Origin of the sequence: Agathobacter sp. LCP21S3_B2 (assembly GCF_052118705.1) — a bacterium.
Lineage (GTDB): Bacteria > Bacillota > Clostridia > Lachnospirales > Lachnospiraceae > Roseburia.
In genome coordinates this window covers 52,905-78,127 of the sequence record NZ_JBQKGQ010000010.1, presented here as the reverse complement: position 1 = coordinate 78,127, position 25,223 = coordinate 52,905, and the positions used below count along the sequence as shown (strand labels likewise).

Genomic DNA, 25,223 nt, shown 5'->3' with positions numbered 1-25,223 from the left:
TATTTTCTCCCATTTTTATTTTATTATATTTTGGTATTATATTTTCTGTTGATTTTGTTTCTATTCTATCTGATATCAATTTCTCCTGAGAAAACCTCTGTAGCAGGGCCAGTCATAAACACATGATTGGTTTCAGGTATATACTCGATAGTCAGATCTCCGCCCCTTAAATGCACAAGCACCTTATTGTCAGTCTTTTTGTTGAGTATGCATGCCATGACTGTTGCACAGGTTCCTGTACCGCAAGCCCAGGTCTCGGCACTTCCCCTCTCCCATACTCTCATTTTTGCTTCATTCCTTGATAATATCTCTACAAACTCTGTATTGGTGCGTTTTGGAAACATCTTATGATTCTCAAAAAGAGGACCATATTTCTCAAGCTCAAAACCTGCCACATCATCGACAAACACTACTGCATGAGGGTTTCCCATTGAAACACAGGTCATATGCCATTCTCTTTCGCCCACAGAAATCGGCTCATCTATCACCCTGTAGTCATCATCATAAGCACTTCCGTCTGCTTTCACCACCGGGATATCCCCCGGTGTCAGAATAGGCTCGCCCATATCCACGCGCACCTGCGATACTTTTCCTTCCTCCACATATAGTGTAAGGTACTTGATGCCGGCTCCTGTCTCAACCGATATCTCGGTCTTGTCAGTAAGCTTGTGGTCATACACATATTTTGCCACGCAGCGTATGCCGTTTCCGCACATCTCTGCCTCCGAACCATCTGCATTATATATTCTCATTCTAAAATCAGCCTTGTCTGACGGACCTATTGTGATTAGTCCGTCTGAGCCTATTCCAAAATGCCTGTCACTGACATATATTGACACCCTTGCCGGGTCATCTAATTTCTCTTCAAACAGGTTTACATATACATAATCATTTCCACAGCCATGCATTTTTGTAAATTTCATAGTGGTCACCTCGTTATTGGTTTTATATTGGTAACTATTCAGAACCATCCCACGCACATTCGCAAAACCGCACGATACTCGTGCTTTGTCACTGCTACGCAGCTAATTTTGCTCATATGTGTGGGGCGCTCTATTCGAGCCACCTTGAGAACAAGAAAATCTGCTGCTTACATGCGAGCATGACGCATCAGCTTTTCTTGTTCTCTGTGGTTCCGAATAGTTACTTTAATTATATTATACAGCGCACTTTCTTGTTTTTCTATAGCATTTTGTGCGTTTTATATTGCGTTTTGTGCTGTTATAGATTATGCTTATAGTAACATCTTATTATCAAAGGAGCATAGTATGGATTCAAATTACGCAAAAACAGGCTACCTGACGGAGTCCTTTAAAATATTCCATCTAAAAGATGAACACAAGCTGAATATAGATTTTCACTATCATGATTTCCACAAAATTCTGATTCATCTGCGTGGCAATGTATCCTACTGCATTGAGGGCCGCAGCTATGACCTTAAAGAAAATGATATCGTGCTTGTCAATGCCGGCGAGGTACATAAGCCAATATTAAATGATGATTCAATTTATGAGAGAATCATTATATACGTTTCCCAGCAGCTTGTTGACGATTATGTGGGCAAGGGCTATGACCTGGCATGCTGTTTCAAACAGGCCTATGCTAACCAGTCACATGTACTAAGACTCGCTGCGACCAAAGGCAGCCGTCTGGCTGACACAATCAAGGGACTAGACTCTACACTCAAAGAAACTAATGAATACGCAAATGAGCTGTACCAGAAGCTCCTGTTTCTAGAGTTTCTGATACAGCTCAATCGTATAACCCTGCATGGCGGTATCGAGTATATTAACACATTTTCCTCAAATAAAAAAATTGTAGAGATTTTAGATTTCTTAAATAAGAATTTAACAAACCATATAAGCATTGATGAACTGGCAGATAAATTCTATGTGAGCAGGTATCACCTGATGCACACCTTCAAGGAAGAAACAGGCTGCACCATAGGTTCATATATCACGACAAAGCGTCTGCTGCTCGCCCGCGATATGATTCGCGACGGAAGCAGTGTGTCAGCCGCCTGCGATGCCTGTGGTTTCGGAAGCTATTCCTCATTTATCCGTGCATACCGCAAGCAATTCCATTCTACACCTACACATACATAAATAAATAGCTTCTCGGTACAAAACCGGAAGCTTTTTATTCTTTCTTCTTTAGATATTATCTCTCGTTAATCACATTTATAAGCTCAGGTATGAGCTGCTTCTTGCGCGATACCACACCCTTGAGCATAATTCCATCCTTACTCTGTGGCTGATTATATGCCGAAGCTGCTATTGACGCGGCCTCTGCTCCACTGTAGATGAGATATGTAGACTCATTAAGTATATCAGTAAGCATAACGAAGAGCATATCAAGCTGTTTTTCCACCTGCATCTTGTCAAGCAGAGGCACCACTCTCGCCTGTACCTTATCCAGCTCATTCCTTGAAAGAGCAGAAATCTGCGATACTCCAAAGGTATAATATCCTGAATGAAATATTTTAAAATCCTGATTTAATATTTCATCCTCTGTCTTATTTGCAAAGTTACTGCCGGCCTCGAACATTTTCTGTGCAAACTCATCCACATCTATCTGCGCAATCTCTGCAAGAATAAGCGCAGTGGATTTGTCAACAGGAGTACATGTAGGTGAACGGAATACAAGTGTGTCAGATAGTATTGCCGCACACATAAGTCCTGCCATCTGTGGAGTAACCTCCACCCCCTTTTCCATATACATCTGATAGATTATGGTTCCGGTGCAGCCAAGCGGCTGGTTTCTGAAATATACAGGTCCGATTGTCTCAAGAGAACCAATTCGATGATGATCAATTATCTCAAGGATCTCAGCCTCATCAATATTGGCAACTGCCTGTGATGTCTCATTGTGATCCACAAGTATCACCTGCTTTTTCCTTGCATTCATCAAATTTCTGCGGGAGAACATGCCAACATAATTCTGGTTTTCGTCGAGTATCGGGAAATCCCTGTGTCTGATTTTTGAAACAGTATCACGCACATCATCCACATAATCATCCAAATCAAAATAAATGAGATTTTCCTTTGTCATAAATGACTTTATCGGCATACTCTGATTTATAAGACGTGCCGCCGTAAAAATATCATACGGTGTGCTTATCACCACCACATCCTTGGCATTTGCGGCATTTATGACCTCTTTTGATATATCGAAGCCGTTTGTCACAATAATACAACTGCAGTTGGCCTCTATACAGATAAGCTGCGACTCCTCGCGGTCTGAGATGATGACCAAATCATCCTCTGCCACATCACTCTTTAATGTATCAGGTGTACCTGCTCCCACTACGACCTTACCCTTTATGAAGTAGCCATGCTCATTACCAGCCACTATCTTTCCATCAAGTGTCTCTATAATATTCCTGTACTGGGTCCGCGCCTCCGCCAGAATGGTGCTGTCGTACACATCCATATATGACTTTGCGATATCACTTGTCACAATAAGTCCCTCGAGCTTACCCCTCTTATTGACAACCGGAAGAGTAACAACATTGAGTATCTTCATCATCTCCCATGCTTTTTTCATGGATAGATTGCTGCTGACACCCTCAGTCCTTCTGATGTGTATATCCTTTATCTGTGTTCCCACATCCTTCAAAAGTGCAGGTATATCTGCTTTGAAATAATCCAGCACAAACGCTGTCTCCGCACTGACACTTCCGGCTCGCATCGGTATGTATTCCATTGTATCATCTGTCTGTGATTTCAGGTTTGCATATGCTATTGCCGCACAGATAGAATCCGTGTCAGGATTTTTATGTCCCACAACTCTTACAATCTTTTTTGCCATGTACTATTCCTCTCTATGTTATATCTTTACAACCGTTTTGCTTTTGGTCTTTAGATTTATTTATGTAAATGTCAAAATATGGTGCAATTTTCTCATAGAAAACTGCACCACCCATATCATTATAACAATCTATTAAAAAATCGAACTGAAAAAGCCCAAAATATACAATGCTATTGCAACAAATCCAAATGTATTGATTATTGCAAGCACCGCTGAAATAATCGCAAAGGTTTTTGTTGTGCCAATCTGTTTCTCGAGCTCAGATACTGTATCTACCTTATCTCCCATAACCTTGAACAGATCCTGTATATTTCTAAAGCACTTGACATTCTCGGTATGTACCTTATCTGAAAGCTCCGCCTTTATGGCTACCAGCTGGTCATTAAGCTCGGTAAGAGACTGAAGCATATGCTCATTGGCCTCATTCACCGCTGATGTGACCGCCGCGGTTCCTTCCTCGGTAATTCTTCTCGTCTGCTCTAAAGTATCACCAAAATCAAAATTACTGCCTATATTCTGACTGATTCCGGAAATCTCACTGCCAAGAGACTGTCCCATATTACCTATCTGTCCAGACATTGAACTGCCCAGGTTGTCCATATTTGCATTAATTGAATTCCCAAGGCTGTCCATATTTGCATTAATCGAATTCCCAAGACTGCTCATATTAGCATTCATAGAGCTTTCAATCTCTGCCATCTTCTCATGAACGCTCTCAATAAGCACATCTATCTGCTTGGCAACCTGTGCTGTAATTCCATCTGCCTTTGCCTGTCGCTCATCTAATATCTGCTGTAATTCATCTGCCTTTGCCTCGCGCTCCTCAACAATGCTTGAAAGCTCCTTCGCCTTCGTCTCTTTTGTGTTGAGCATCTCCTGCAAACGCTTGGCTTTCTCTCGAAACTCATCTATCTGGGTTATCAAAAAATCGTCTTTGTCCACTTTTTCCTGCATTTTTTCCTGCATTTTTCCCTGTATTTTCTCTCCACGATTTATATCGTCTCTTGCCACTCTGGCTGTCAATACTCTCTCGTTTGACTCTGAGCCCACAAATCGTCTTGATCGTCTATCCAATATGCCTGACATTTATCTTCCTCCAACGGATACAAAATCCAATTAACAAAAATATTGTACCATTACATATTGTATTTGTAAACAAAAAAACCACGAAATATAGGGTAATCACAGGATAATAAGCAAAAATCCCACAGGGCAAATGCCCTGTGGGATAAAATATATACCGTAACTAATGAATTAGTCCTCTCCGTATAATTTAACGAGTTTCTCAAGGTGTGTATAACGTGCCTTAGCTGTCTCCTCAGACTTAGCAAAGAGTTTCTCTGCTCTCTCTGGGAAAGGCTTGATAAGACGAGTATAACGTGCCTCGTTGTTAAGGAACTCCTGGTAAGATCCGTCGCCGGCCTTTGATGTAAGAGTGAATGGATTTTTTCCTTCAGCCTTGAGTGCAGGGTTGAATGAGAAGAGGTTCCAGTATCCAGCCTTAACAGCCTTCTTCATCTCATCCTGGCAGTGGTTCATACCACCCTTAGCGATACCGTGAAGCTCGCAAGGTGCGTATCCGATGATAAGTGATGGTCCCGGATAAGCCTCAGCCTCTGTAATAGCCTTAACAGCCTGTGCTGGGTTTGCTCCAAGAGCGATCTGTGCAACGTATACATATCCGTAGCTCATAGCGATCTCTGAAAGTGACTTCTTGCTTGTCTCTTTACCAGCTGCTGCGAACTGACATACCTCACCGATGTTAGAAGCCTTAGAAGCCTGTCCACCTGTGTTAGAGTACATCTCTGTATCGAATACCATTACGTTTACGTTCTCACCAGAAGCAAGTACATGGTCTAATCCACCGAAACCGATATCATATGCCCATCCGTCACCACCGAAGATCCATACAGACTTCTTGCCAAGGTAATCCTTCTTAGCGATAGCTGCCTGTGCATCTGGACATCCAGCTGCTGCTGCCTTCTCTAACTCAGCAATAAGTGCTTCTGTAGGAGCAACGTTTGCCTTTGTGTCGTCCTTTGTAGCCATGAACTCATCGTATGCTGCCTTAAGCTCTGCTGAAGCCTTATCGCTTGTAGCACAAGCTGTAGCACTCTCGATAGCCTGGTCACGAAGGTACTTCTGTCCAACATACATACCAAGTCCATGCTCAGCATTATCCTCAAAGAGTGAGTTAGACCAAGCTGGTCCCTTCTTAGAGTTAATGTTAACTGTATATGGTGATGTAGCAGCTGGGTTACCCCAAATTGATGAACATCCTGTTGCGTTAGAGATGTACATCTGCTCACCGAATAACTGAGTAATTAATCTAGCGTATGATGTCTCTGCACAACCTGCACATGATCCTGAGAACTCAAGGAGTGGCTGGTTGAACTGTGAACCCTTAGGTGTTGTATCTACCATTCCAGCATCTGTCTTCTTAGAAACGTTAGCTACTAAGTAATCGAATACTGGCTGCTCTGCTGCCTGTGACTCCTGTGGAACCATAGCGATAGCAGCTGTAGGACATACTGTGATACACTCTCCACATCCCATACAGTCAAGTGGAGATACGCTCATTGTATACTTGTAAGCGCCTGCCTTTGGCTTCATATCAGCAACCTTCATGTTGTCAGGAGCTGCCTTTACTTCGTCATCTGTAAGTAAGAATGGACGAATTGTAGCGTGAGAACATACAAATGCACAGTTGTTACACTGGATACACTTCTCTGGATCCCACTGTGGAACTGTAACGGCTGTTCCTCTCTTCTCGTATGCAGAAGCACCTGTTACATACTGTCCGTCTGCCTTGTCAGCGAATGCTGAAACCGGAAGGCTGTCTCCATCCATCTTAGCGATTGGATCAAGGAGCTCGTTAACAAGCTTAACAACCTCTGGACGTCCTGTGCGCTCTGCCTTAGGAGCATCTGCCTCAGGATTCTTCCAAGACTCTGGTACCTCTACCTTATGTACAGCGTCAACACCGGCATCGATAGCCTTGTAGTTCATCTCTACTACTGCGTCACCCTTCTTTGAGTATGACTTCTTAGCAGCAGCTTTCATGTACTCAACAGCCTTGTCGATAGGCATTACATCTGCAAGCTTGAAGAATGCAGACTGGAGAATTGTGTTAGTTCTCTTACCCATTCCGATCTCGATAGCCTTGTCGATAGCGTTGATTGTGTAAAGCTGAATGTTGTTGTCAGCGATATATTTCTTAGCGTCAGCGTTGAGGTGATGAGCAAGCTCTTCATCTGACCACTGGCAGTTGATCATGAATACTCCGCCCGGCTTAACATCCTGAACCATCTTCATGCCCTGGATAACATATGCAGGGTTGTGGCATGCTACGAAGTCTGCCTGGTTGATGTAGTATGGGCTTCTGATTGGGTTGTCACCAAATCTCAAGTGAGAAATTGTAACACCACCAGTCTTCTTTGAGTCATACTGGAAGTATGCCTGGATGTATTTGTCTGTGTGGTCACCGATGATCTTTGTAGAGTTCTTGTTAGCACCTACAGTACCATCTCCGCCGAGACCCCAGAACTTGCACTCTTTTGTACCAGGTGCAGATGTGATAGGAGCTGGCTTAACCTCTGGAAGTGAAAGATTTGTAACATCATCCACGATTCCAAGTGTAAATCTTTGCTTAGGAGCATCCTTCTCAAGCTCTGTATATACAGCAAATACTGAAGAAGGTGGTGTATCCTTAGATCCTAATCCGTAACGTCCGCCTACTAATACAACATCGTTCATTCCTGCTTCACGAAGTGTTGTAGCAACGTCTAAGTATAATGGCTCACCAAGTGATCCTGGCTCTTTTGTACGGTCTAATACAGCGATCTTCTTTGCAGTCTTTGGAATAGCTTTAAGAAGAGCCTCTGAAGACCATGGACGGTAAAGACGTACCTTAATAAGTCCGACTTTCTCTCCCTTTGCTGTTAAGTAATCGATTACTTCCTCAGCTACATCATTGATAGAACCCATAGCGATGATTACACGATCAGCGTCAGGTGCTCCGTAGTAGTTGAATAATTTGTAATCTGTACCAAGCTTAGCATTAACCTTGTCCATGTACTTCTCAACAACTGCTGGAAGCTCATCATAGAACTTATTACATGCCTCTCTATGCTGGAAGAAGATATCTCCGTTCTCGTGTGATCCACGAGCTGCTGGATGCTCCGGGTTAAGAGCGTGTGCTCTGAATTCAGCAACTGCATCCATTGGACACATCTCTTTGAGATCCTCATAATCCCACTTCTCGATTTTCTGAATCTCATGAGAAGTACGGAATCCATCGAAGAAGTTGATGAATGGAACCTTTCCCTCAAGTGCTGCACAGTGTGCAACCGGTGAAAGATCCATAACCTCCTGTGGATTTGTCTCACAAAGCATTGCGAAACCAGTCTGACGACAAGCATATACATCACTGTGATCACCGAAGATATTCAGTGCATGTGAAGATACTGTACGAGCTGATACGTCAAATACGCAAGGAAGGTTCTCACCTGCGATTTTGTACATATTAGGGATCATAAGTAAAAGTCCCTGTGAAGCTGTAAATGTTGTAGTAAGTGCACCAGCTGCAAGAGATCCGTGAACTGTACCAGCGGCACCTGCCTCAGACTCCATCTCAACTACCTTTACAGTGCTTCCGAAAATGTTCTTCTGTCCTGCTGCTGACCACTGATCAACTGTATCAGCCATTGGGCTAGAAGGTGTGATAGGATAGATTCCGGCAACCTCTGTGTAGGCATATGCTACATGAGCGGCAGCGGTATTTCCATCCATCGACTGTTTTGCTCTAGACATGATATTTCCTCCTGTAAAATAAATGTTCAATTATAGACATGAATCAGAATGTCTCTACATAATAGTTTAGTTTGTGCGCTGTAAAAAATCAAGTTTTTTTAGCAATACATTGTACAAAAACCCTAAAATATTTATTAACAAGGTAAAATTTATGTACAAAAGGGCACAATGGCTATAAATCGCCTGTAAAACACTTGCAAAATACTGGTTTTACGTTAAAATAGAAACGATGTGTTACAGAAACGAACAGGTTATTAAATAGGAAAGGATTGAATAAAGACAAAATGATTAGTGCAAACAATATTACATTAAGAATTGGTAAAAAAGCTTTATTTGAGGATGTCAACATAAAATTCACAGAGGGAAACTGCTACGGACTTATTGGTGCAAACGGTGCCGGCAAGTCTACATTTTTAAAGATTCTCTCAGGACAGCTTGAGCCTACAAGCGGTGATATAGCAATCACTCCGGGACAGAGACTGTCATTCTTACAGCAGGATCACTTCAAGTACGATGAGTTTACAGTACTTGATACGGTTATCATGGGTAATAAGCGTCTCTATGATATCATGAAGGAGAAGGAAGCCATCTATATGAAGGAGGATTTCTCAGACGAGGACGGAATCCGTGCCAGCGAGCTTGAGGCTGAGTTTGCCGATATGGACGGCTGGAATGCTGAGTCGGATGCAGCTACTCTCTTAAACGGTCTCGGTGTACCTACTGAGGATCACTACACTCTGATGGCAGATCTGCCGGGTGCAGTAAAGGTCAAGGTGCTTCTCGCTCAGGCACTGTTTGGAAATCCTGACATACTGCTTCTCGATGAGCCTACCAACCACTTAGACCTCGATGCCATCTCATGGCTTGAGGAATTCCTCATCAATTTCGAGAACACGGTCATCGTTGTATCCCATGACAGATACTTCCTCAACAAGGTCTGCACGAACATCGCCGACATGGATTACGGTAAGATCCAGCTCTACGCAGGAAACTATGATTTCTGGTATGAATCAAGCCAGCTTATTGTCCGTCAGATGAAGGAAGCAAACAAAAAGAAAGAGGAAAAAATCAAGGAGCTGCAGGAATTTATCCAGCGTTTCTCTGCCAATGCCTCTAAATCAAAGCAGGCTACATCAAGAAAACGTGCCCTCGAAAAAATCCAGCTTGATGAAATACGTCCATCAAGCCGTAAATACCCATACATTGATTTCCGTCCTGAGCGTGAAATCGGAAACGATGTGCTCTTTGTCGAGGGCATCTCAAAAACCATCGACGGTGTAAAGGTACTTGACAATATCTCATTCACTGTCAACCACGATGACAAAATTGCATTTGTCGGTGGAAACGAGCTTGCAAAAACAACTATGTTTAAAATCCTTGCCGGAGAGCTTGAGCCGGACGAGGGCTCATATAAATGGGGTGTCACAACCAGCCAGTCATACTTTCCAAAGGACAATACCACAATCTTTGATACTGATGAGCTCATCGTTGACTGGCTCACACAGTACTCAGAAATAAAGGACGCCACATATGTGCGTGGTTTCCTTGGCCGTATGCTCTTTGCCGGTGAAGATGGAGTAAAGAAAATGCGTGTACTCTCCGGAGGAGAAAAGGTTCGTGTACTGCTCTCCCGCATGATGATCATGGGAAGCAATGTACTCATGTTCGATGAGCCTACAGACCACCTCGACATGGAGTCAATAACAGCATTAAACAACGGAATGATAAAATTCCCGGGAGTAATCCTCTTTGCCTGCCGTGACCACCAGGTAGTCCAGACAACCGCCAACCGAATCATAGAATTCCTGCCAAACGGTTCAATGATCGACAAGATCACAACCTACGACGAATATCTTGAGAGCGATGAGATGGCACGTAAGCGTCAGGTCTACTCAATGAGCGAGGACGATGAAAACGACAACTAAACGCTAATTAATTAAAAAGAAGCATCCCAAACCGGGATGCTTCTTTTATTAAGCCGTAAAGTGAGGCGGGTGATTCCCAGCCTGTCTTTGACTATAAAAACATATTATAATTATATCCACTGTTGTAGACCTGTGTATACCTTCCATCGGCGCCATACGTATTAGTCTTTTCTGCCTCATTCTTTGCGGCATACTCAAGCATTGAAGCCTTGCTTGCCACTGCGTAAGCATAAGAGCCATTTCCCTTAAAAAGTGCATCAACCCTGGTCGAATCAGCCTTTTTAAAGGTATCCTCGTCGACAGACAGCTTGCCGGACTTGGAATCCACTGTGATTCCCACCTTCGCAAGCGACTTTGAATTGATATCTGTAAGTGACTTCATAGACTCAAGATTTCTCGAAATCTGCTTTGTCTCAGAATCATCCGCAGCATTAATGAGACTGTTGTAATCAGACACAAAAGCTGACACCTTCTTGTACGTAGCATCTGTATCGTCCTTGCCGCTGTTTTTGTAAAGAGCCTGCGCCGACTTTACCATGTCCTCTGACTCCGACTCGATGGACGCAAGTGTCTTCACTGAATCCTTAGATGTAGAAACAGATGATGAGACAAGAGACTGGGCCTTTGAATTAAGGTTATTTCCATAATATGACTTGAGAAGCTTAAAATAGCTGCCACTTCTAATGCCGCTATATGTAGTCATATCCATGTTTGCAATAAAAGACGATGCTGCATTGCTACTTCTACTGCTGCTAAAGCCGGAAAACAGTGTGGATATGGATGACGAATCCCACATTCCTATTCCTCTCATAGTATCACTCCTTTGATAATCATGTAATCCGTTACTTTCTATATATTTTTAATATAGACGCTTTTCCAATTTATGTCAAGAAAATATCTGCCGGTATTACCGACCTTTATATATCCTCTATCTGCCAATCTATCGGCGCCACTCCATGTTCCTTTAAAAAATCATTGGCCTGACTAAAATGCTTACAGCCAAAAAAACCTCTGTAAGCCGACAGCGGGCTTGGATGCGGTGCTTTCAATATCAGATGCTTTGGATTTGTAAGCATAGGAATCTTTGACTGCGCCGGACGTCCCCAGAGCATATATACTATAGGTCTGTCCTGCTCATTTACAGCCTCTATGATTGCATCCGTGAACTTCTCCCAGCCGTGCCCCTGATGCGAGTTTGCCTGATGAGCTCTGACAGTGAGCACCGTATTCAATAGCAAAACTCCCTGATCAGCCCATTTCTTCAGGTATCCATTATTCGGGATATCACACCCTAAATCGTCGTGCAGTTCCTTGTAGATATTCTGCAGTGATGGCGGAATGTCCTTCTGAGACGGAAGCACTGAAAACGACAGTCCATGCGCCTGATTGACATTGTGGTACGGATCCTGTCCGAGGATGAGCACCTTCACCTTGTCAAGTGGTGTAAAATGCATGGCATTAAATATGTCATCTGCCGGAGGATATACCACATGTGTGGCATATTCATCTCTTACAAAATTGTACAAATCCCTGTAATATGGTTTTTTAAACTCGGCTCCCACAGCCTTTGCCCACTCGCCGTCAAGCATACTCATAATCCCAATCTACCGCCTATCTTCTGACCGACACGCCTTTATCTGCCAGATAATTCTTTAAATCCATAATTTCAAGCTCCTTGTAGTGGAAAAGTGAAGCTGCAAGCGCTGCGTCCGCCTTTCCCTCTGTCAGAGCCTCGTAAAAATGCTCCTTTGTACCTGCACCGCCCGATGCGATAACCGGAACAGAAACGTTATCGGCAATAAGCCTTGTAAGCTCGATATCGTAGCCATCCTTTGTGCCGTCACAATCCATACTTGTAAGAAGGATTTCTCCCGCTCCAAGCTCATTTGCCTTAACAGCCCACTCAATGGCATCAAGACCTGTATCTATGCGTCCTCCGTTCTTGTATACATTCCAGCCGCTTCCGTCAGCACGACGTCTTGCATCGATTGCCACAACCACACACTGACTGCCAAACTTATCCGCAGCGTCGCTGATAAGCCGCGGTGTGTTTATGGCACTTGAATTTATTGAAATCTTGTCCGCACCCTCTCTAAGCAGTGCCTTAAAATCATCGACTGTTCTGATGCCGCCGCCCACAGTGAACGGTATAAACACCTTTTCAGCAACCTTTCTGACCATATCCACAACAGTATTTCTGTTGTCGCTTGATGCTGTTATATCCAGAAAAACCACCTCATCTGCGCCTGCCTTATCATATGCGGCCGCAATCTCAACCGGGTCACCTGCATCTCTTAAATTGACAAAATTTATGCCCTTCACAACACGTCCGTTATTCACATCCAGACATGGGATTATTCTCTTCGTAAACATATTATGCCTCCCCTATCCCTGCAAAATTTTTAAGTATCGAAAGTCCGACTGTGCTGCTTTTTTCCGGATGGAACTGGCAGGCGAACACATTATTTTTCTCTACAGACGCATGAATGTGTGTACTGTACTCTGTCGTTGCTGTGACAATTGCTTCATCAGCGGCTTTCAGATAGTACGAATGCACAAAATATACATACGGATGCTCTGAAAGACCTTTAAACAGCCTTCCTTTGTTCTGTAAATCAAGTGAATTCCAGCCTATGTGAGGTATTTTAAGTCCTTCCTTATCAGGTATGCGAAGTATCTGTCCGTCAAGCACATGAAGCCCCTCAACGCCCTGACTCTCATCGCTTCCCTCAAATAATAGCTGAAGACCCAGGCATATGCCAAGAAATGGCTTACTCATGTCACAAACCTCATGAATCACCTTGTCCAGCTCATATTTTTTAAGCGAATCCATTGCATCTCCAAAAGCTCCTACTCCTGGAAGTATTACCTTATCGGCATTTAAAATCTCATGCCTGTCTCTGGTCACAATACTCTCCTCGCCTATAGCTGTGAGAGCCTTTTCCACACTTCGCAGGTTGCCTGCTCCATAATCGATGATTGCTATCATATCATTTTGTCTCCTCTTTAATGCCTAATTCATTTAATTTCTGTGTCAGTGCCAATGTATAGTCATCTCTATCATCTATATTATACAAAGCAATGGCATCATCATATGATAAGCCATACTGACTGCTCAGGGTATCAGAAATAATGTTTTTTAGCTGCTCAAGCTGCAGCTCACATCCGTATTCCTTTGCATTGTCTTCATTTACAGCACATCGGCCTGCCGCACATATCAAGGAATCCGCTGCCATGGTTACATAGCCTGAATCGCTAAAGCTCTTATAGGCATCATATTTATTGGCAACTGCCGCAAGCACTGAAAGCTTGTTGTAGAGCATTTCATCCCCATCTTTGAGCTTTAATCCGCTTAAACTGCTATATGCCTGAGTGTAGAGCTCTATTGACTCTGTCTTGTTTTGTCCAACATCTGCAATAGCCTGATTATATGTATCCTGCGCATCCTTAAGCTTTGAGTTGTTGCCAAACAATGCAGTACTTATGAGAATAAGCACAACAAGGGATGCAACCAGAATGCAGATAACAATTACCGGTCCCTTTGGAAGCTTCGGTCCTTTTTCCCACTTTGTACGTTCCTTCTTTTCCTTCGGTTCCTTAGGCTTCTTCTCTTTCTTTTCCTTAGGCTTTTTCTCTTTTTTCGGTTTCTTCTCTTTCTTATCCTTCTTTTTGTTCTTTGCCTTTTCTTTCTTCTCCGCAGCCTCAAGCTCTTCTAATATCTGCTGGTTTTCATCTGAGAGAGTCTTTGCATCCGCTTCTGCACCATTCGCAACAGCCTCACTATCCTCTCCCGGCTCCTTTGTGAAAAATGCAATGATTTTCTTTAGAAGCCCATTTTTTTTCTTATCAGACTTTTTGTTCTTCTTATCTTTGTTTTCACTCTCAGACACTTCCAGGCTTTGCATCTGTGACTTCGCATAGTTTTCAATATCGTCACCGGTATCATCTGTCTTGCCCTCTAAAAGCTCGCCGATATTATTCAAATCATCACTGTCTAAAATATCAAGCAAATCATTTGATGCATTTCCCGCAAGATCCGGCTCTCCTATCTCATCAACCATTTTCAGTTCTTCCGGCTTTATATCAGCTTCATTATTTTCTTCGATAACCGGTTCAAAATTTTCCACAGCCTGCTCTAAATTTTTCTTTTCAATATTCACAGACTGTTCCCCTGCAGATGTCCCACTGTCATCCGGAATTTCTTCCTGTTCCTTCATCTTACGGTCAAAATCCGACAGCACCTCGTCGAGAGACTCATCCTTATCATCCGGTGCCGGAGTCTGTATATCCATAGCCCTTCCGGCTGCCTTTGCATCATCATCGCCCAGCTCCTTTTCAAATTCAGACAGATACTCATCGTATGTCTCATTCTCCAGCTCGTTCTCAAACTGCTCAAGAAAAGCGCTCTGGTCTACCAAAGAACCCCCTTTGCCGTCTTCAGTCCCATATATAGAATTCAACAGATTATCAAGATACTTTTCTGATGAATTATCTGTTTTTGATTTAGTGCTTTTTGATATAGTGCTCATTTTAATCTCCATCTATAACTCATTAAAGGGATGCAGCCTATGCCACACCCCTTAGTGCTCAACAAATATTATTGCCTGTCAAGAAGCTTGTCTATTGCATCCACAAGCTGTCCAATCTCCGGCTTGGTAAGCTGGGCATCTGCTCCTAGCTGCTCGCCCTTTCTGCGCATCTCCTCGTTAACCAGTGAAGAGAAAATAATTAGAGGAATCTCACGCAGCTCAGGGTCTGACTTAACAAGCTTTGTAAGTCTGTGTCCATCCATAAGCGGCATCTCAATATCAGTTATGATACAATTAATCTTTTTAAGGACATCGCCCTCTGCCTGCATATGACGGATTTTATCCCAGGCCTCCTGACCGTTTTCTGTAACTATAAGCTTTGTATATCCTGATTTCTTAAGGCAATCCGTGATAAGCTTTGAAAGGAGAGCTGAATCCTCAGCTATCAGAATGGTAGCATCACTTCTGTCTCTTTCCTCCATCTGCTCTATGTCATTGACACGAAGTCCTGTCTCCGGACTGATAGATGCCACTATCGCCTCAAAATCAAGAATAACAATAAGTCTGTCATTCATCTTGATGACGCCTGTAGCCGTACTGCCATCCTCACCTGAAATTGTCTCGTCCGGTTTGATGATATTCTCCCATGAGACTCTATGTATTCCGATAACCTGATCCACATGAAACGCTACGTTGAGCTTATTGAAATTGGTGATTATGAAAAGTCCCTTTTCGTCTGTCTGCGGAAGCCCCAGGCAATTCTTTAAATTGATAACCGTAATCATCGTGTCTCGTGGCATAAATATTCCCTCTACACTTGGATGAGTATTAGGAACCGGTGTCACAGGCATATACTGAAGTATTTCCCTGATCTTTGCCACATTTATTCCATAATGATTGTCTCCCAATGTAAATTCGAGAACCTCAAGCTCATTTGTTCCTGATTCCAAAAGTATGTTTGTATCCATAGTATATCCTCCGCCTCTAAATTATTATAAGTATAACATATTTTTTATAAAGCAATCAAATTTTTTACATTATCTTTTTCAACTGACATTGTCACGCTGTCACACACTGTGTCCTGCGGCACTTTAAAAAGCAAGACCACATCAACAGACTGTCCGGCAGCAATTGTACCCTGAAATGTATTAAGCGCATATGTAAGGAAAGAGCCCTCTGCTTCATATTCCTTTCCGCCTGAAAATGCAGCCCTATACTTTCCCGTTTTTGTAAAAAGGTCCACATTCATATCCGTGCCTGTCGTATTGCTCAGTGTAAACTTAAGCACTGCATAAGTATTACCGGCACCGGCCTCCATCGAATAATAGCTGCCCTCCTTGTAGGTTTCCTCTGTTGTCAGACCCGCATACGACACACTTAAACCATCATAGCCTATAGCCTGTGCAAGTGACACTGTCTGCATTGTAGGTTTTGTTTCCTGTGCAGTCTGCTGTGACTGACTGGAATTTCCATTTTCATGCCCGGTATCTGTTTTCTCAGATGTTTTTTCATCTGCAGTTTCCGCAGCAGAAGTATCCTGCTCCTCAGTCTCAGCCTCCGTGACTGATGTCATTCCATCCGGCTGATAAATATTATGTTTTGAAAGAGCATAAGCTGAATAGTTGACAATCAGTTGCTGTTCTTCATCAGTCATGTCATAAATTTTGGTTCCGCAGCCTGTCATCACCGTTGCCACAGCAAGCACAGAAGCCATAATTTTAATTCGTTTTCCTGTCATTTCAATAACCCATTCTCTTTCCTGTGACTTTTATCCTAATCTCTATTTATAGTACCATATTTATTTATTATTTGCAATAAATAACTCAAGTTCAAACCAGAATTCCACACCATTATCATGATTCACCACACCATATGCCCTGTGATGTGACTCCATAATCGCCTTTACAATGGACAAACCGATGCCGCTTCCCCCATATTCCCTGGTTCTTGCTTTATCAACCTTATAAAACTTCGTCCAGATTTTGTCCAGTGACTCCTTTGGAATCACTTCTCCCGGATTAAACACACTCACCCTCACAAGCTTGTCTGTCATAATATATTTTACCGTAATGATTTCACCGCAGATGCAATGATTGATAGCATTACTTATATAATTTGTTACAACCTCCTCAATCTTGAACATATCGCCGCTGACATATACCGGCTTGTCATAATCAAACTGCAGTGTGACATTATTTTTTTGTGCAAGGAGAGCTGACGAAGATATCACACCTGAAATCACCTCCGTGAGATCAAATCGGCCCATCTCAACCACATCATTGCCGAACTCAAGCTTGTTGAGTGAAAGCAGCTTCATCACCATACGGTTCATCTTGTCCGTCTCATCCATGATGACATCACAATAAAAATTGCGGCTTTCCTCATCATCATTAACAGCCTCTCGTAACCCCTCTGCATATCCTGATATCAATGCAAGCGGTGTCTTCAGCTCGTGTGAGACATTGGATAAAAACTCTTTGCGCATATCATCAATTTCTTCTTTTTTCTGTATATCACGTTTTAATTCATTGTTTGCAATCTTTAAGTCTGATATGGTCTGTTCGAGCGTTCTCGAAAGCTCATTCATATGTTCGCCAAGCTCGCTGACCTCACTTGCGCTGTTTTTTGTATCCTTATATTTTGCCTCGAAGTCAAGCTGCGCAATCTTCGTGGAAAGCTCTGTCATACGCCTTATAGGCTTTGTCATGCTTCGCGAAATAACATATGCAAACATGCAGCCCGCAAGAACCGCTACTATTCCGCATATTCCAAAGAAGCGGTTGGATATTCCGACGCTTTCCTTTATACTCTCAAGCGGGGTCTTCATGTATACAAAGTTACCATCAACTAATCTGTTGTTTATTATTATATACTCTGTTCCAAGTCTTTCATCCTTCTTTTTGGTCAGCTTAATATCGTGATAATCATCAGGATATGATGACATACTCGCCTCTAAAAGGAGCCGGAATACCTCATCATTATCTGACGCGCCCTCTATGATTACCTTGCCATATTTATTAAAAACCACTGTGTCAATATTGGCACTCACACACTTTTTCTGAAGTGTCACCGCAAAATTCTCATCCGACAGCATATCATCTATCGCTGCCTTGTCTACCATGCGGTACACGGAAATCATTTCCTTTTGTTTGTTGTATACATAATACTTTTCCAACAATGTGTTATTCGCAAGCCAGAAAAGTCCCATCATTCCAAGCACAAGTATGGAAATAACAACCGTAAGCTGTGTGGATAGTGTTTTTTTTCTTTTTATAAAAGCTTCTATCAAAATGCACCTCTTATACCTCGAACTTGTAGCCTACTCCCCATACTGTCTTAATGTAATCTCCCTTCGCTCCCATTTTGCTTCGAAGCTTTTTTACATGTGTATCAATAGTTCTTGCATCACCAAAATAATCATAGCTCCATACACTGTCAAGTATTCTTTCCCTTGAAAGCGCAATGCCACGGTTATTCATAAAATAATCCAAAAGCTCAAATTCTTTTACGCTTAAATCTATATTCTGACCGTCTATTGCTACAGTATGGGCGGTCTTGTCCATCACAATGCCACCGGCCTCTCGTATATCTGCTGTCTCACCTATCTTGTTTGCTCTCCTCAAAAGTGCTGTCACCCTCGCAACAAGAATCTTTGGTGAAAATGGCTTTGATATATATTCATCAGCGCCTATCTCAAATCCGTTAAGCTCATCACTCTCGTCGCCCTTTGCCGTAAGCATGATTATAGGAAGCTTTGAAATCTTTCTGATTTCCCGGCACACCTCCCAGCCATTTATTTTCGGCATCATGACATCAAGCACAATAAGTGAAATCTCCTTATCGCTGTAAAAAATATCAAGCGCTTCCTCTCCGTCTGCCGCTTCAACAACCGCATAGCCCTCTCTGGTCAGAAAATCGTGCACCAGCTTTCTCATTCTGCTTTCATCATCGACTACAAGTATTTTTATTTTATCCATCTATTTACTCTGTGCCTCCGTTTTATCCAGTGCCTTTTCACGCTCCTCTACAGCCTTTTCTCTCTCCTCAAGCTCCTTCTGCCAGTTTTCGTATCTGTCTATTACTTCATTCTCGTAATCCACCACATACATGGCGTGTCCGCTGATATAAGTAATGGTAAACATTGACACAATCACTAACGTAAGCACAATCGTAAAAAACAGTGCCACATGATATTTTTTCTTATAGCTTTCTGTTTTCTTTTTCTGTGCCCTGTTTTCCTGTTTTTTTGGCACATATATAGGACGAATCTCCTCATTTTTGATATATGGTATCGTGTGCAGATATTCCTGCAGCTCAACAAGAAAAGCCATTCCTACGGGTGTCGAAAACGTCCCCGGCTTATTAAGCCTAAGATACAGCTTATATACCACATCGGGATTTTTCATATCTGTATTCTGCTTTATATATCTGATTCCTGACAGCTCCTTTTGGGCCTGCTCTGCTTCTTTTGCTGTTTCAAACTCAAATCCATCAACTATATTCATATCAATTGTCTTTCTCTGCAATCTCGCCTGAACGATATGCAGCAATCAAAAGCTTTAAATCTGCTATTTTTTCTTTCATCTTAAAACCTATATCTGTATCTCCAACAAGTATACGCTTATCCATCATCTCAACCGCCTCACGCTTTGAGACTATATCTCTCTCATCCCTCACCGCAGTTTCCGGAGACTCAAACGGTTCATGTGCCGTGAGCGTCAGCCCGTAAGAATTATAGATTAACGTATATCCGGCTATGCCTGTACGCCTGCGATATGCCTTTGAAAAACCGCCGTCTATAACAATTACCTTGCCATTACTCTTCACCGGACTCTCACCACGCAGCCTGTGTACCGGAACATGACCGTTTATTATATGATTTATGTTATCATGCAGTCCAAATTCCCTGAGTATCATATCAGCAGTTTCCGGTTTATTTATGTAATCATAGTAATAATTTTTCTTTTCTGTCTTAAGCTCCTCCTCTTCCAGGAAATAGCGCTCAAAGGTGGCCATCTTCCTGCGGCCGTATAATGGTGAATACGGAGCTGTCCATATATACCACATGATATCACGGCCCTTTTCCCTCTCTGCCTCATCACCAGAGAAAAAAGCCTTTCTGACATATGCATCGAGTATATCAAAAAGTGCCTTTCCGCTATACTCCCTGCCATATATATTTACCTTTGCAAAGCTGCCATCCTTCCTCATTGGAATGCAGCCGTGAAAAAGAAGATTACCGTTATATATTTTGTACATACTGCCCTTTTTAAGGAGCAGCTTTACATGTGTCTGCAGCTTCTCGCAATGTATAAATGAGCTTCGAAGTCTCTGTATTACCTCTTCCTCATCATCTGTCAGCCTGTATGGATCAGATGGGTCAATTGTCGGGAAATGCGTATCTAACATCTGATAGGTTTTTCCATCAATCTCAATAGTTCCATTATCATAATCAATATGTTCTAAAAGCAGCCTGTTCTGCATTCCATACTCCGGCCACTTCTTTATGAGCTGTCCCTCAAGCTTGAAACGGATAATGGCAATTGCCTTGTGCATTTTTTTAATTAGGTCACTCTCCATGTTATCGGCTCCGCTTGGAGCCACCTTGAACACGAATCTGCTGCACGGATCATCCTTGTAGGCTTTTATGGCAAAGGTTGCCAGTGGAAGCATGTTAATGCCATAGCCCTCCTCCACTACATCCAGATTGCCATACCTGATACAGTTTCTCACAACCGTGGCTATGCATGCCAGATTACCTGCTGCCGCGCCCATCCAGATTATATCATGATTGCCCCACTGTATATCAAGCGAATGATACTTGCAAAGCCTGTCCATGATAAGATGTGGCCCCGCACCTCTGTCATAAATATCACCAAGCACATGCAGATGATCTACTGCAAGACGCTGTATAAGCTCTGACAATACGACTATGAACTCTTCCGCTGTGCCAAGCTCAACAGTCGTATTGATAATGGACTCATAATAAGCCTCCTTGTTTAAGACCTCAGGCTTTTCTGTAATAAGCTCCTCGATCACATATGCGTATTCCTCAGGCAATGCCTTTCGTACCTTGGAACGCGTGTACTTGGATGAAACCGTCTTGCAAACCTCTATAAGCTTGTAAAGAGTCGCCTTGTACCACGAATCCATGTCTGACTCTTCCTTTTTGACAAGCTCCATCTTCTCCCTCGGATAATATATGAGAGTCGCTAAAGCCGACTTGTCAGAGTTATTCAAAGTCTCTCCAAATACATCATCTATTTTCTTTCTGACCGCACCTGACCCGTTTTTCAGAACATGTGAAAACGCCTCGTACTCTCCATGCACATCCGACACAAAATGCTCTGTGCCCTTTGGCAGATTAAGTATCGCCTGGAGGTTTATAATCTCCGATGAAGCCTTTCCTATTGTGGGATACATTTCAGAGAGCTGCTCTAAGTAATGCAAATGTTCTTTATCCATAATAAAATTATCCATACCATATCTCTCCGTACTATACTTCATAATATTGATTCATCACCTTATTTATTTCCTTTTCTAGTCTGCAGCCTGTATACACACATTTCATTATGCTTTTTTTAATTATTTCCTCATAATTGGTCCCCTCGCACTTGTCCAGGACTCCCTGAAGTGTAAGCTGTACCAAAGTGCTCTCCCCCGTCTGTGGATTGACTACAATATTTTCATACACTTTTTTGTAATACTTGTCACTGACCACAGGATATTCTAAAAGTGCCATTTCACGCCACTGTCTAAAACTAAGCGACATACCTTCACCTACTCTTTTGTTATTTCTATAATATTCTATTTTACCAATTGCATTGTAGGTAATCAATGCCTGTAACGAAATTCTTATTAAAAATACATAAATTTTTCAAAAGCTTTTATATAATGACTTAATAAAAAAAAGTGTAAGTCATATTTAACTTACACTTCTAAGGTTTTATCGCACCTCCCTTATTTTATAACAAACATTTCAATTTGACAGTAATCGATGTTTCTTATATATTTAATTTATGTTTTGACAATAATCATTATAGCTGATTGAATATGTCAATACGTGACCAAATTTGGAGTTTATTTTTTTAAAAAGAAGGGAGATTAGCTCATAAATGAACCGACTTGAAATAGCAAACAACATATCGACAAATATTGAGCGCGAACGCATAAAACTTGGTATGTCCCAGGCACAGTTTGCAAAAGCACTTGATATGTCACTCTCCACCTACAAGCGAATAGCAAACGGAGAATCCTCTCGTATAGACATCTACACCGCTTACCTGATATACAAGCTGACAGGACGGTTTGCCTGCGAACTAACAGGCTTCACTGATAATGTAGTAGACCTTGTAAAACGCATCAAAAAGCTTTCCAAAAACCAACGCATACTTATAGACTCGATTATAGACACTGAGCTTGCGCTGTCTGCCTACAAGGATGAAAGCAGTGATAAGGAGGATCTGATTTCCGTCCTCATCCCGACAGGCAATATGGCCGATGGCATGATTTTGGACTCCTACAATGTCGAAAAGCTTGATGTTTCAAATTACAGAAAAGCCTTCGGTGATGCCCTTCACATCGGAATCCGCATCACAAGCAATCATCTACATCCTGTATATAATAAAGGCGATATACTTCTAGTCAGTCGAAACCCAATCCGCGACGGCGATACCGGTATCTTTATCAACGCACAGAACAAGCGTGCTTACATCAGAAAATTCCACCAGACAAACCCATGTGAGCTCACACCAATCAACAATTACGGGGTGACCTTTTATGTCGACAGCGATAATGTTGATGATATGAGCAAATGGATAAAATTCGGATACGTGCTCTGCAAGGTGCGTTAGCAGATTACTCTGTTATTTTAATATCATCAAAGCAGTCAAAGGTTGCAAAGTAGTCTGCCGGAGTTTCTGCTCTTCTGATGAGTTTTGCCTCTCCATTGTTTTCGAGCAGTATCTCTGCTGAGCGAAGTCGTCCGTTGTAATTGTAGCCCATTGAGAAGCCGTGTGCTCCTGTATCATGGATTACCAGATAGTCTCCCATATCAATCTTCGGAAGCTGTCTGTCAATTGCAAACTTGTCACAGTTCTCACAGAGTGAGCCTACCACATCATATGTATGGTCACAAGGTGCATCCTCCTTGCCGAGCACGGTGATATGATGATATGAGCCGTAAATAGCCGGTCTCATAAGGTTTGCCGCACACGCATCCACTCCTATATACTCCTTGTAGATATGCTTCTCATGGATAGCCTTTGTCACAAGACAGCCATACGGAGCCATCATAAAACGTCCCATCTCTGTGTAAATAGCCACATCGCCCATTCCTGCCGGTACCAAAACCTCATCATACACCTTATGCACACCGGCACCGATGACTGATATATCGTTTGGTGTCTGATCCGGCTTATAAGCCACGCCAACTCCACCTGAAAGATTTACAAATTTAATATCGCAACCTGTCTCTTTTTTAAGCTCAACAACCAGCTCAAAAAGCTCCTTTGCAAGCTGCGGATAATACTCGTTGGTCACTGTATTGCTTGCAAGGAATGCATGTACACCAAAGTATTTAGCCCCCTTTGACTTAAGAATTTTGAATGCCTCAAAAAGCTGTTCCTTTGTCATGCCATACTTTGAATCTCCCGGATTGTCCATGATGCCGTTTGACAGTGTAAACACTCCGCCCGGATTATATCTGCAGCTTATCGTCTCCGGAATATGTCCGATTGTTTTCTCCAAAAAATCAATATGTGTGAAATCATCGAGATTGATGATAGCACCAAGCTTGTCTGCATATGCAAATTCCTCTGCCGGTGTATCATTTGATGAAAACATGATATGCTCTCCGTCGAAGCCGCATGATTTTGAAAGCATAAGCTCTGTGTATGATGAGCAGTCACAGCCCATGTCATAATCCTTTAAAATCTTGAGCAGATATGGGTTTGGAGTAGCCTTTACAGCAAAATACTCTCTAAAACCCGGATTCCATGCAAATGCATCCTTTACAGCCTGCGCGTTGGCACGGATGCCCGCCTCGTCATATAAATGAAATGGTGTAGGGAATTTTTTAACGATTTCCTCTACCTGTTGTTTTGTCACAAATGGTGTCTTTTTCATGTTTATCTCCTAACTTTTACATAGTAAAGTGTACTAAAACATATGCTACAACAAAATGGGTATATTTTCAAGAATTTTTGTGGTATAATTTCTTATTAGGTAAATGTTTTTACTTTTTTAAGTATAATTGAGATAACTATTCAATATTAAGATATGACAGGAAACAGGAAAATGAATATTAAAGTACTTCAGTATATTGATAATACACAAAAAAATAATATAACTACCGGTCAGGTTACTGCAACCGGTGATAACACCCCTGCCAATAACAGCTCTGCCGTAAACAGCACCTGTGCTGATTTTGGTCAGGTTCTGGACGATGTTAAAAAAGCTGTGGCTGCTGTTGCCATCGACAGGCTGATTACACAAAATAACGGTGGCTCTGTTGATATGTCGCTTGTACAGCGTTTCTTTGAGCAAAACGGTATAAATATCGAGCTTTGCAGCAGTACTGCACCACAGTCTGCCGCAGTTAATAATACAGTGGCTTATACCGGTTCTTCAGCCGGCATCAGCTCAGATACAAATACATATAATGCAGCAGCTTCCGGTTTGTCATGCTCTGCACAGCTTGATGCAATTTTCAATGAGGCCGCCTCGAAATACGGTGTGGATGCCAAATTCCTTAAGGCTATCGCCAAGTGCGAGTCTGACTTCTCCACAGAATGCACCAGCCATTCAGGTGCCATGGGTATCATGCAGCTCATGCCACAGACCGCGACCTCACTGGGTGTCACAAATGCATATGACCCATACCAGAATATCATGGGCGGTGCAAGATACATATCTGAAAAGCTCACCCAGTATAATGGTGACAAATCCCTGGCCTTAGCTGCCTACAATGCCGGCTCCGGCAACGTGGCAAAATATGGCGGTATTCCGCCGTTTAAAGAAACACAAAACTATGTAGCAAAGGTTATGGCATACTATAATTCATAATAACTTGTATTTTGATTCATATAAAATTATATTTTAATTCAAATTGGGTTGACAAATGCTGACGTATATAGTAAACTTAGTG

At 42.3% G+C, this 25,223-nt stretch carries 21 protein-coding genes; 4 read left to right on the top strand and 17 right to left on the bottom strand.

The annotated features are described in order from the left end of the window. Nucleotides 1–65: 65 nt before the first annotated feature. On the bottom strand, nucleotides 66–923 hold the full coding sequence (dapF, locus tag ACTQ1L_RS08870; RefSeq protein WP_321110257.1) for a diaminopimelate epimerase: 858 nt from the start codon (nucleotides 921–923) through the stop codon (nucleotides 66–68). Nucleotides 924–1,268: 345 nt separating this feature from the next. Between dapF and ACTQ1L_RS08865 the strand changes: the two genes are divergently transcribed. After that, entirely contained in the window at nucleotides 1,269–2,105 is an 837-nt protein-coding gene (locus ACTQ1L_RS08865) for an AraC family transcriptional regulator (RefSeq protein WP_321111522.1), read from the top strand. Between the two features lie 55 nt (nucleotides 2,106–2,160). Here ACTQ1L_RS08865 and ACTQ1L_RS08860 read toward each other — a convergent pair whose 3' ends face one another. The 3 genes from ACTQ1L_RS08860 to nifJ all read right to left on the bottom strand — a co-directional run bounded on the left by ACTQ1L_RS08860 (nucleotide 2,161) and on the right by nifJ (nucleotide 8,622). Next, a complete protein-coding gene (locus ACTQ1L_RS08860) occupies nucleotides 2,161–3,810 on the bottom strand; it encodes a putative manganese-dependent inorganic diphosphatase (protein WP_321111524.1) in 1,650 nt (549 codons plus the stop codon). A gap of 132 nt (nucleotides 3,811–3,942) precedes the next feature. After that, entirely contained in the window at nucleotides 3,943–4,896 is a 954-nt protein-coding gene (locus tag ACTQ1L_RS08855) for a hypothetical protein (protein WP_321111526.1), read from the bottom strand. Nucleotides 4,897–5,064: 168 nt separating this feature from the next. Beyond that, nucleotides 5,065–8,622: a pyruvate:ferredoxin (flavodoxin) oxidoreductase gene (nifJ, locus tag ACTQ1L_RS08850; RefSeq protein ID WP_441366655.1), complete on the bottom strand. Its 3,558-nt coding sequence runs from the start codon at nucleotides 8,620–8,622 to the stop codon at nucleotides 5,065–5,067. Nucleotides 8,623–8,906: 284 nt separating this feature from the next. Between nifJ and ACTQ1L_RS08845 the strand changes: the two genes are divergently transcribed. Next, complete coding sequence (locus tag ACTQ1L_RS08845) at nucleotides 8,907–10,547, top strand: ABC-F family ATP-binding cassette domain-containing protein (RefSeq protein WP_138304316.1); 1,641 nt, start codon at nucleotides 8,907–8,909, stop codon at nucleotides 10,545–10,547. A 91-nt stretch (nucleotides 10,548–10,638) separates the two neighbouring features. On the opposite strand, the gene fliD is transcribed toward ACTQ1L_RS08845, so the two are convergent. The 12 genes from fliD to ACTQ1L_RS08785 all read right to left on the bottom strand — a co-directional run bounded on the left by fliD (nucleotide 10,639) and on the right by ACTQ1L_RS08785 (nucleotide 21,848). Further along, nucleotides 10,639–11,358 (bottom strand): flagellar filament capping protein FliD, encoded by a 720-nt coding sequence (gene fliD, locus ACTQ1L_RS08840; protein WP_441366653.1) that lies wholly within the window; start codon nucleotides 11,356–11,358, stop codon nucleotides 10,639–10,641. A gap of 106 nt (nucleotides 11,359–11,464) precedes the next feature. Continuing rightward, the gene (locus ACTQ1L_RS08835) at nucleotides 11,465–12,142 is read right to left on the bottom strand and encodes a uracil-DNA glycosylase (protein WP_441366651.1); all 678 of its coding nucleotides are present in this window, start codon (nucleotides 12,140–12,142) and stop codon (nucleotides 11,465–11,467) included. A gap of 16 nt (nucleotides 12,143–12,158) precedes the next feature. Then, nucleotides 12,159–12,920, bottom strand: a complete 762-nt coding sequence (hisF, locus tag ACTQ1L_RS08830) for an imidazole glycerol phosphate synthase subunit HisF (protein ID WP_015516158.1) — start codon at nucleotides 12,918–12,920, stop codon at nucleotides 12,159–12,161. Nucleotide 12,921: 1 nt separating this feature from the next. Then, complete coding sequence (gene hisH, locus ACTQ1L_RS08825) at nucleotides 12,922–13,536, bottom strand: imidazole glycerol phosphate synthase subunit HisH (protein WP_441366649.1); 615 nt, start codon at nucleotides 13,534–13,536, stop codon at nucleotides 12,922–12,924. Between the two features lies 1 nt (nucleotide 13,537). After that, nucleotides 13,538–15,076 carry a hypothetical protein gene (locus tag ACTQ1L_RS08820; protein ID WP_441366647.1) on the bottom strand — a complete coding sequence of 513 codons (1,539 nt, stop codon included), beginning with the start codon at nucleotides 15,074–15,076 and terminating at the stop codon, nucleotides 13,538–13,540. Between the two features lie 68 nt (nucleotides 15,077–15,144). Further along, entirely contained in the window at nucleotides 15,145–16,044 is a 900-nt protein-coding gene (locus ACTQ1L_RS08815; protein ID WP_321110848.1) for a chemotaxis protein, read from the bottom strand. Nucleotides 16,045–16,088: 44 nt separating this feature from the next. After that, complete coding sequence (locus ACTQ1L_RS08810; protein WP_441366645.1) at nucleotides 16,089–16,814, bottom strand: DUF4352 domain-containing protein; 726 nt, start codon at nucleotides 16,812–16,814, stop codon at nucleotides 16,089–16,091. Between the two features lie 60 nt (nucleotides 16,815–16,874). Then, the gene (locus tag ACTQ1L_RS08805) at nucleotides 16,875–18,365 is read right to left on the bottom strand and encodes a HAMP domain-containing sensor histidine kinase (RefSeq protein ID WP_441366643.1); all 1,491 of its coding nucleotides are present in this window, start codon (nucleotides 18,363–18,365) and stop codon (nucleotides 16,875–16,877) included. Between the two features lie 10 nt (nucleotides 18,366–18,375). After that, nucleotides 18,376–19,053 carry a response regulator transcription factor gene (locus ACTQ1L_RS08800; RefSeq protein ID WP_441366641.1) on the bottom strand — a complete coding sequence of 226 codons (678 nt, stop codon included), beginning with the start codon at nucleotides 19,051–19,053 and terminating at the stop codon, nucleotides 18,376–18,378. Continuing rightward, nucleotides 19,054–19,581 (bottom strand): hypothetical protein, encoded by a 528-nt coding sequence (locus ACTQ1L_RS08795; RefSeq protein WP_321110854.1) that lies wholly within the window; start codon nucleotides 19,579–19,581, stop codon nucleotides 19,054–19,056. A gap of 1 nt (nucleotide 19,582) precedes the next feature. Further along, nucleotides 19,583–21,541 (bottom strand): fructose-1,6-bisphosphatase, encoded by a 1,959-nt coding sequence (locus ACTQ1L_RS08790; protein WP_441366707.1) that lies wholly within the window; start codon nucleotides 21,539–21,541, stop codon nucleotides 19,583–19,585. 31 nt (nucleotides 21,542–21,572) lie between these two features. Continuing rightward, the gene (locus ACTQ1L_RS08785) at nucleotides 21,573–21,848 is read right to left on the bottom strand and encodes a hypothetical protein (RefSeq protein ID WP_441366639.1); all 276 of its coding nucleotides are present in this window, start codon (nucleotides 21,846–21,848) and stop codon (nucleotides 21,573–21,575) included. Between the two features lie 343 nt (nucleotides 21,849–22,191). On the opposite strand from ACTQ1L_RS08785, the gene ACTQ1L_RS08780 reads away from it, so the two are divergent. Further along, nucleotides 22,192–22,929, top strand: a complete 738-nt coding sequence (locus ACTQ1L_RS08780) for a helix-turn-helix domain-containing protein (RefSeq protein ID WP_321110860.1) — start codon at nucleotides 22,192–22,194, stop codon at nucleotides 22,927–22,929. 4 nt (nucleotides 22,930–22,933) lie between these two features. Here the strand turns inward: ACTQ1L_RS08780 and ACTQ1L_RS08775 are convergent, their stop codons facing one another. Beyond that, nucleotides 22,934–24,202 carry a diaminopimelate decarboxylase gene (locus ACTQ1L_RS08775; protein ID WP_441366637.1) on the bottom strand — a complete coding sequence of 423 codons (1,269 nt, stop codon included), beginning with the start codon at nucleotides 24,200–24,202 and terminating at the stop codon, nucleotides 22,934–22,936. A 171-nt stretch (nucleotides 24,203–24,373) separates the two neighbouring features. On the opposite strand from ACTQ1L_RS08775, the gene ACTQ1L_RS08770 reads away from it, so the two are divergent. Further along, nucleotides 24,374–25,141: a lytic transglycosylase domain-containing protein gene (locus ACTQ1L_RS08770; RefSeq protein WP_441366635.1), complete on the top strand. Its 768-nt coding sequence runs from the start codon at nucleotides 24,374–24,376 to the stop codon at nucleotides 25,139–25,141. Nucleotides 25,142–25,223 lie beyond the last annotated feature (82 nt).

Bases quoted from the DNA above. Each gene is read 5' to 3' on its own strand.
- dapF (WP_321110257.1), bottom strand. From the start codon at position 923: ATGAAATTTACAAAAATGCATGGCTGTGGAAATGATTATGTATATGTA.
- ACTQ1L_RS08865 (WP_321111522.1), top strand. From the start codon at position 1,269: ATGGATTCAAATTACGCAAAAACAGGCTACCTGACGGAGTCCTTTAAA.
- ACTQ1L_RS08860 (WP_321111524.1), bottom strand. From the start codon at position 3,810: ATGGCAAAAAAGATTGTAAGAGTTGTGGGACATAAAAATCCTGACACG.
- ACTQ1L_RS08855 (WP_321111526.1), bottom strand. From the start codon at position 4,896: ATGTCAGGCATATTGGATAGACGATCAAGACGATTTGTGGGCTCAGAG.
- nifJ (WP_441366655.1), bottom strand. From the start codon at position 8,622: ATGTCTAGAGCAAAACAGTCGATGGATGGAAATACCGCTGCCGCTCAT.
- ACTQ1L_RS08845 (WP_138304316.1), top strand. From the start codon at position 8,907: ATGATTAGTGCAAACAATATTACATTAAGAATTGGTAAAAAAGCTTTA.
- fliD (WP_441366653.1), bottom strand. From the start codon at position 11,358: ATGAGAGGAATAGGAATGTGGGATTCGTCATCCATATCCACACTGTTT.
- ACTQ1L_RS08835 (WP_441366651.1), bottom strand. From the start codon at position 12,142: ATGAGTATGCTTGACGGCGAGTGGGCAAAGGCTGTGGGAGCCGAGTTT.
- hisF (WP_015516158.1), bottom strand. From the start codon at position 12,920: ATGTTTACGAAGAGAATAATCCCATGTCTGGATGTGAATAACGGACGT.
- hisH (WP_441366649.1), bottom strand. From the start codon at position 13,536: ATGATAGCAATCATCGATTATGGAGCAGGCAACCTGCGAAGTGTGGAA.
- ACTQ1L_RS08820 (WP_441366647.1), bottom strand. From the start codon at position 15,076: ATGAGCACTATATCAAAAAGCACTAAATCAAAAACAGATAATTCATCA.
- ACTQ1L_RS08815 (WP_321110848.1), bottom strand. From the start codon at position 16,044: ATGGATACAAACATACTTTTGGAATCAGGAACAAATGAGCTTGAGGTT.
- ACTQ1L_RS08810 (WP_441366645.1), bottom strand. From the start codon at position 16,814: ATGACAGGAAAACGAATTAAAATTATGGCTTCTGTGCTTGCTGTGGCA.
- ACTQ1L_RS08800 (WP_441366641.1), bottom strand. From the start codon at position 19,053: ATGGATAAAATAAAAATACTTGTAGTCGATGATGAAAGCAGAATGAGA.
- ACTQ1L_RS08795 (WP_321110854.1), bottom strand. From the start codon at position 19,581: ATGAATATAGTTGATGGATTTGAGTTTGAAACAGCAAAAGAAGCAGAG.
- ACTQ1L_RS08790 (WP_441366707.1), bottom strand. From the start codon at position 21,541: ATGGATAAAGAACATTTGCATTACTTAGAGCAGCTCTCTGAAATGTAT.
- ACTQ1L_RS08785 (WP_441366639.1), bottom strand. From the start codon at position 21,848: ATGTCGCTTAGTTTTAGACAGTGGCGTGAAATGGCACTTTTAGAATAT.
- ACTQ1L_RS08780 (WP_321110860.1), top strand. From the start codon at position 22,192: ATGAACCGACTTGAAATAGCAAACAACATATCGACAAATATTGAGCGC.
- ACTQ1L_RS08775 (WP_441366637.1), bottom strand. From the start codon at position 24,202: ATGAAAAAGACACCATTTGTGACAAAACAACAGGTAGAGGAAATCGTT.
- ACTQ1L_RS08770 (WP_441366635.1), top strand. From the start codon at position 24,374: ATGAATATTAAAGTACTTCAGTATATTGATAATACACAAAAAAATAAT.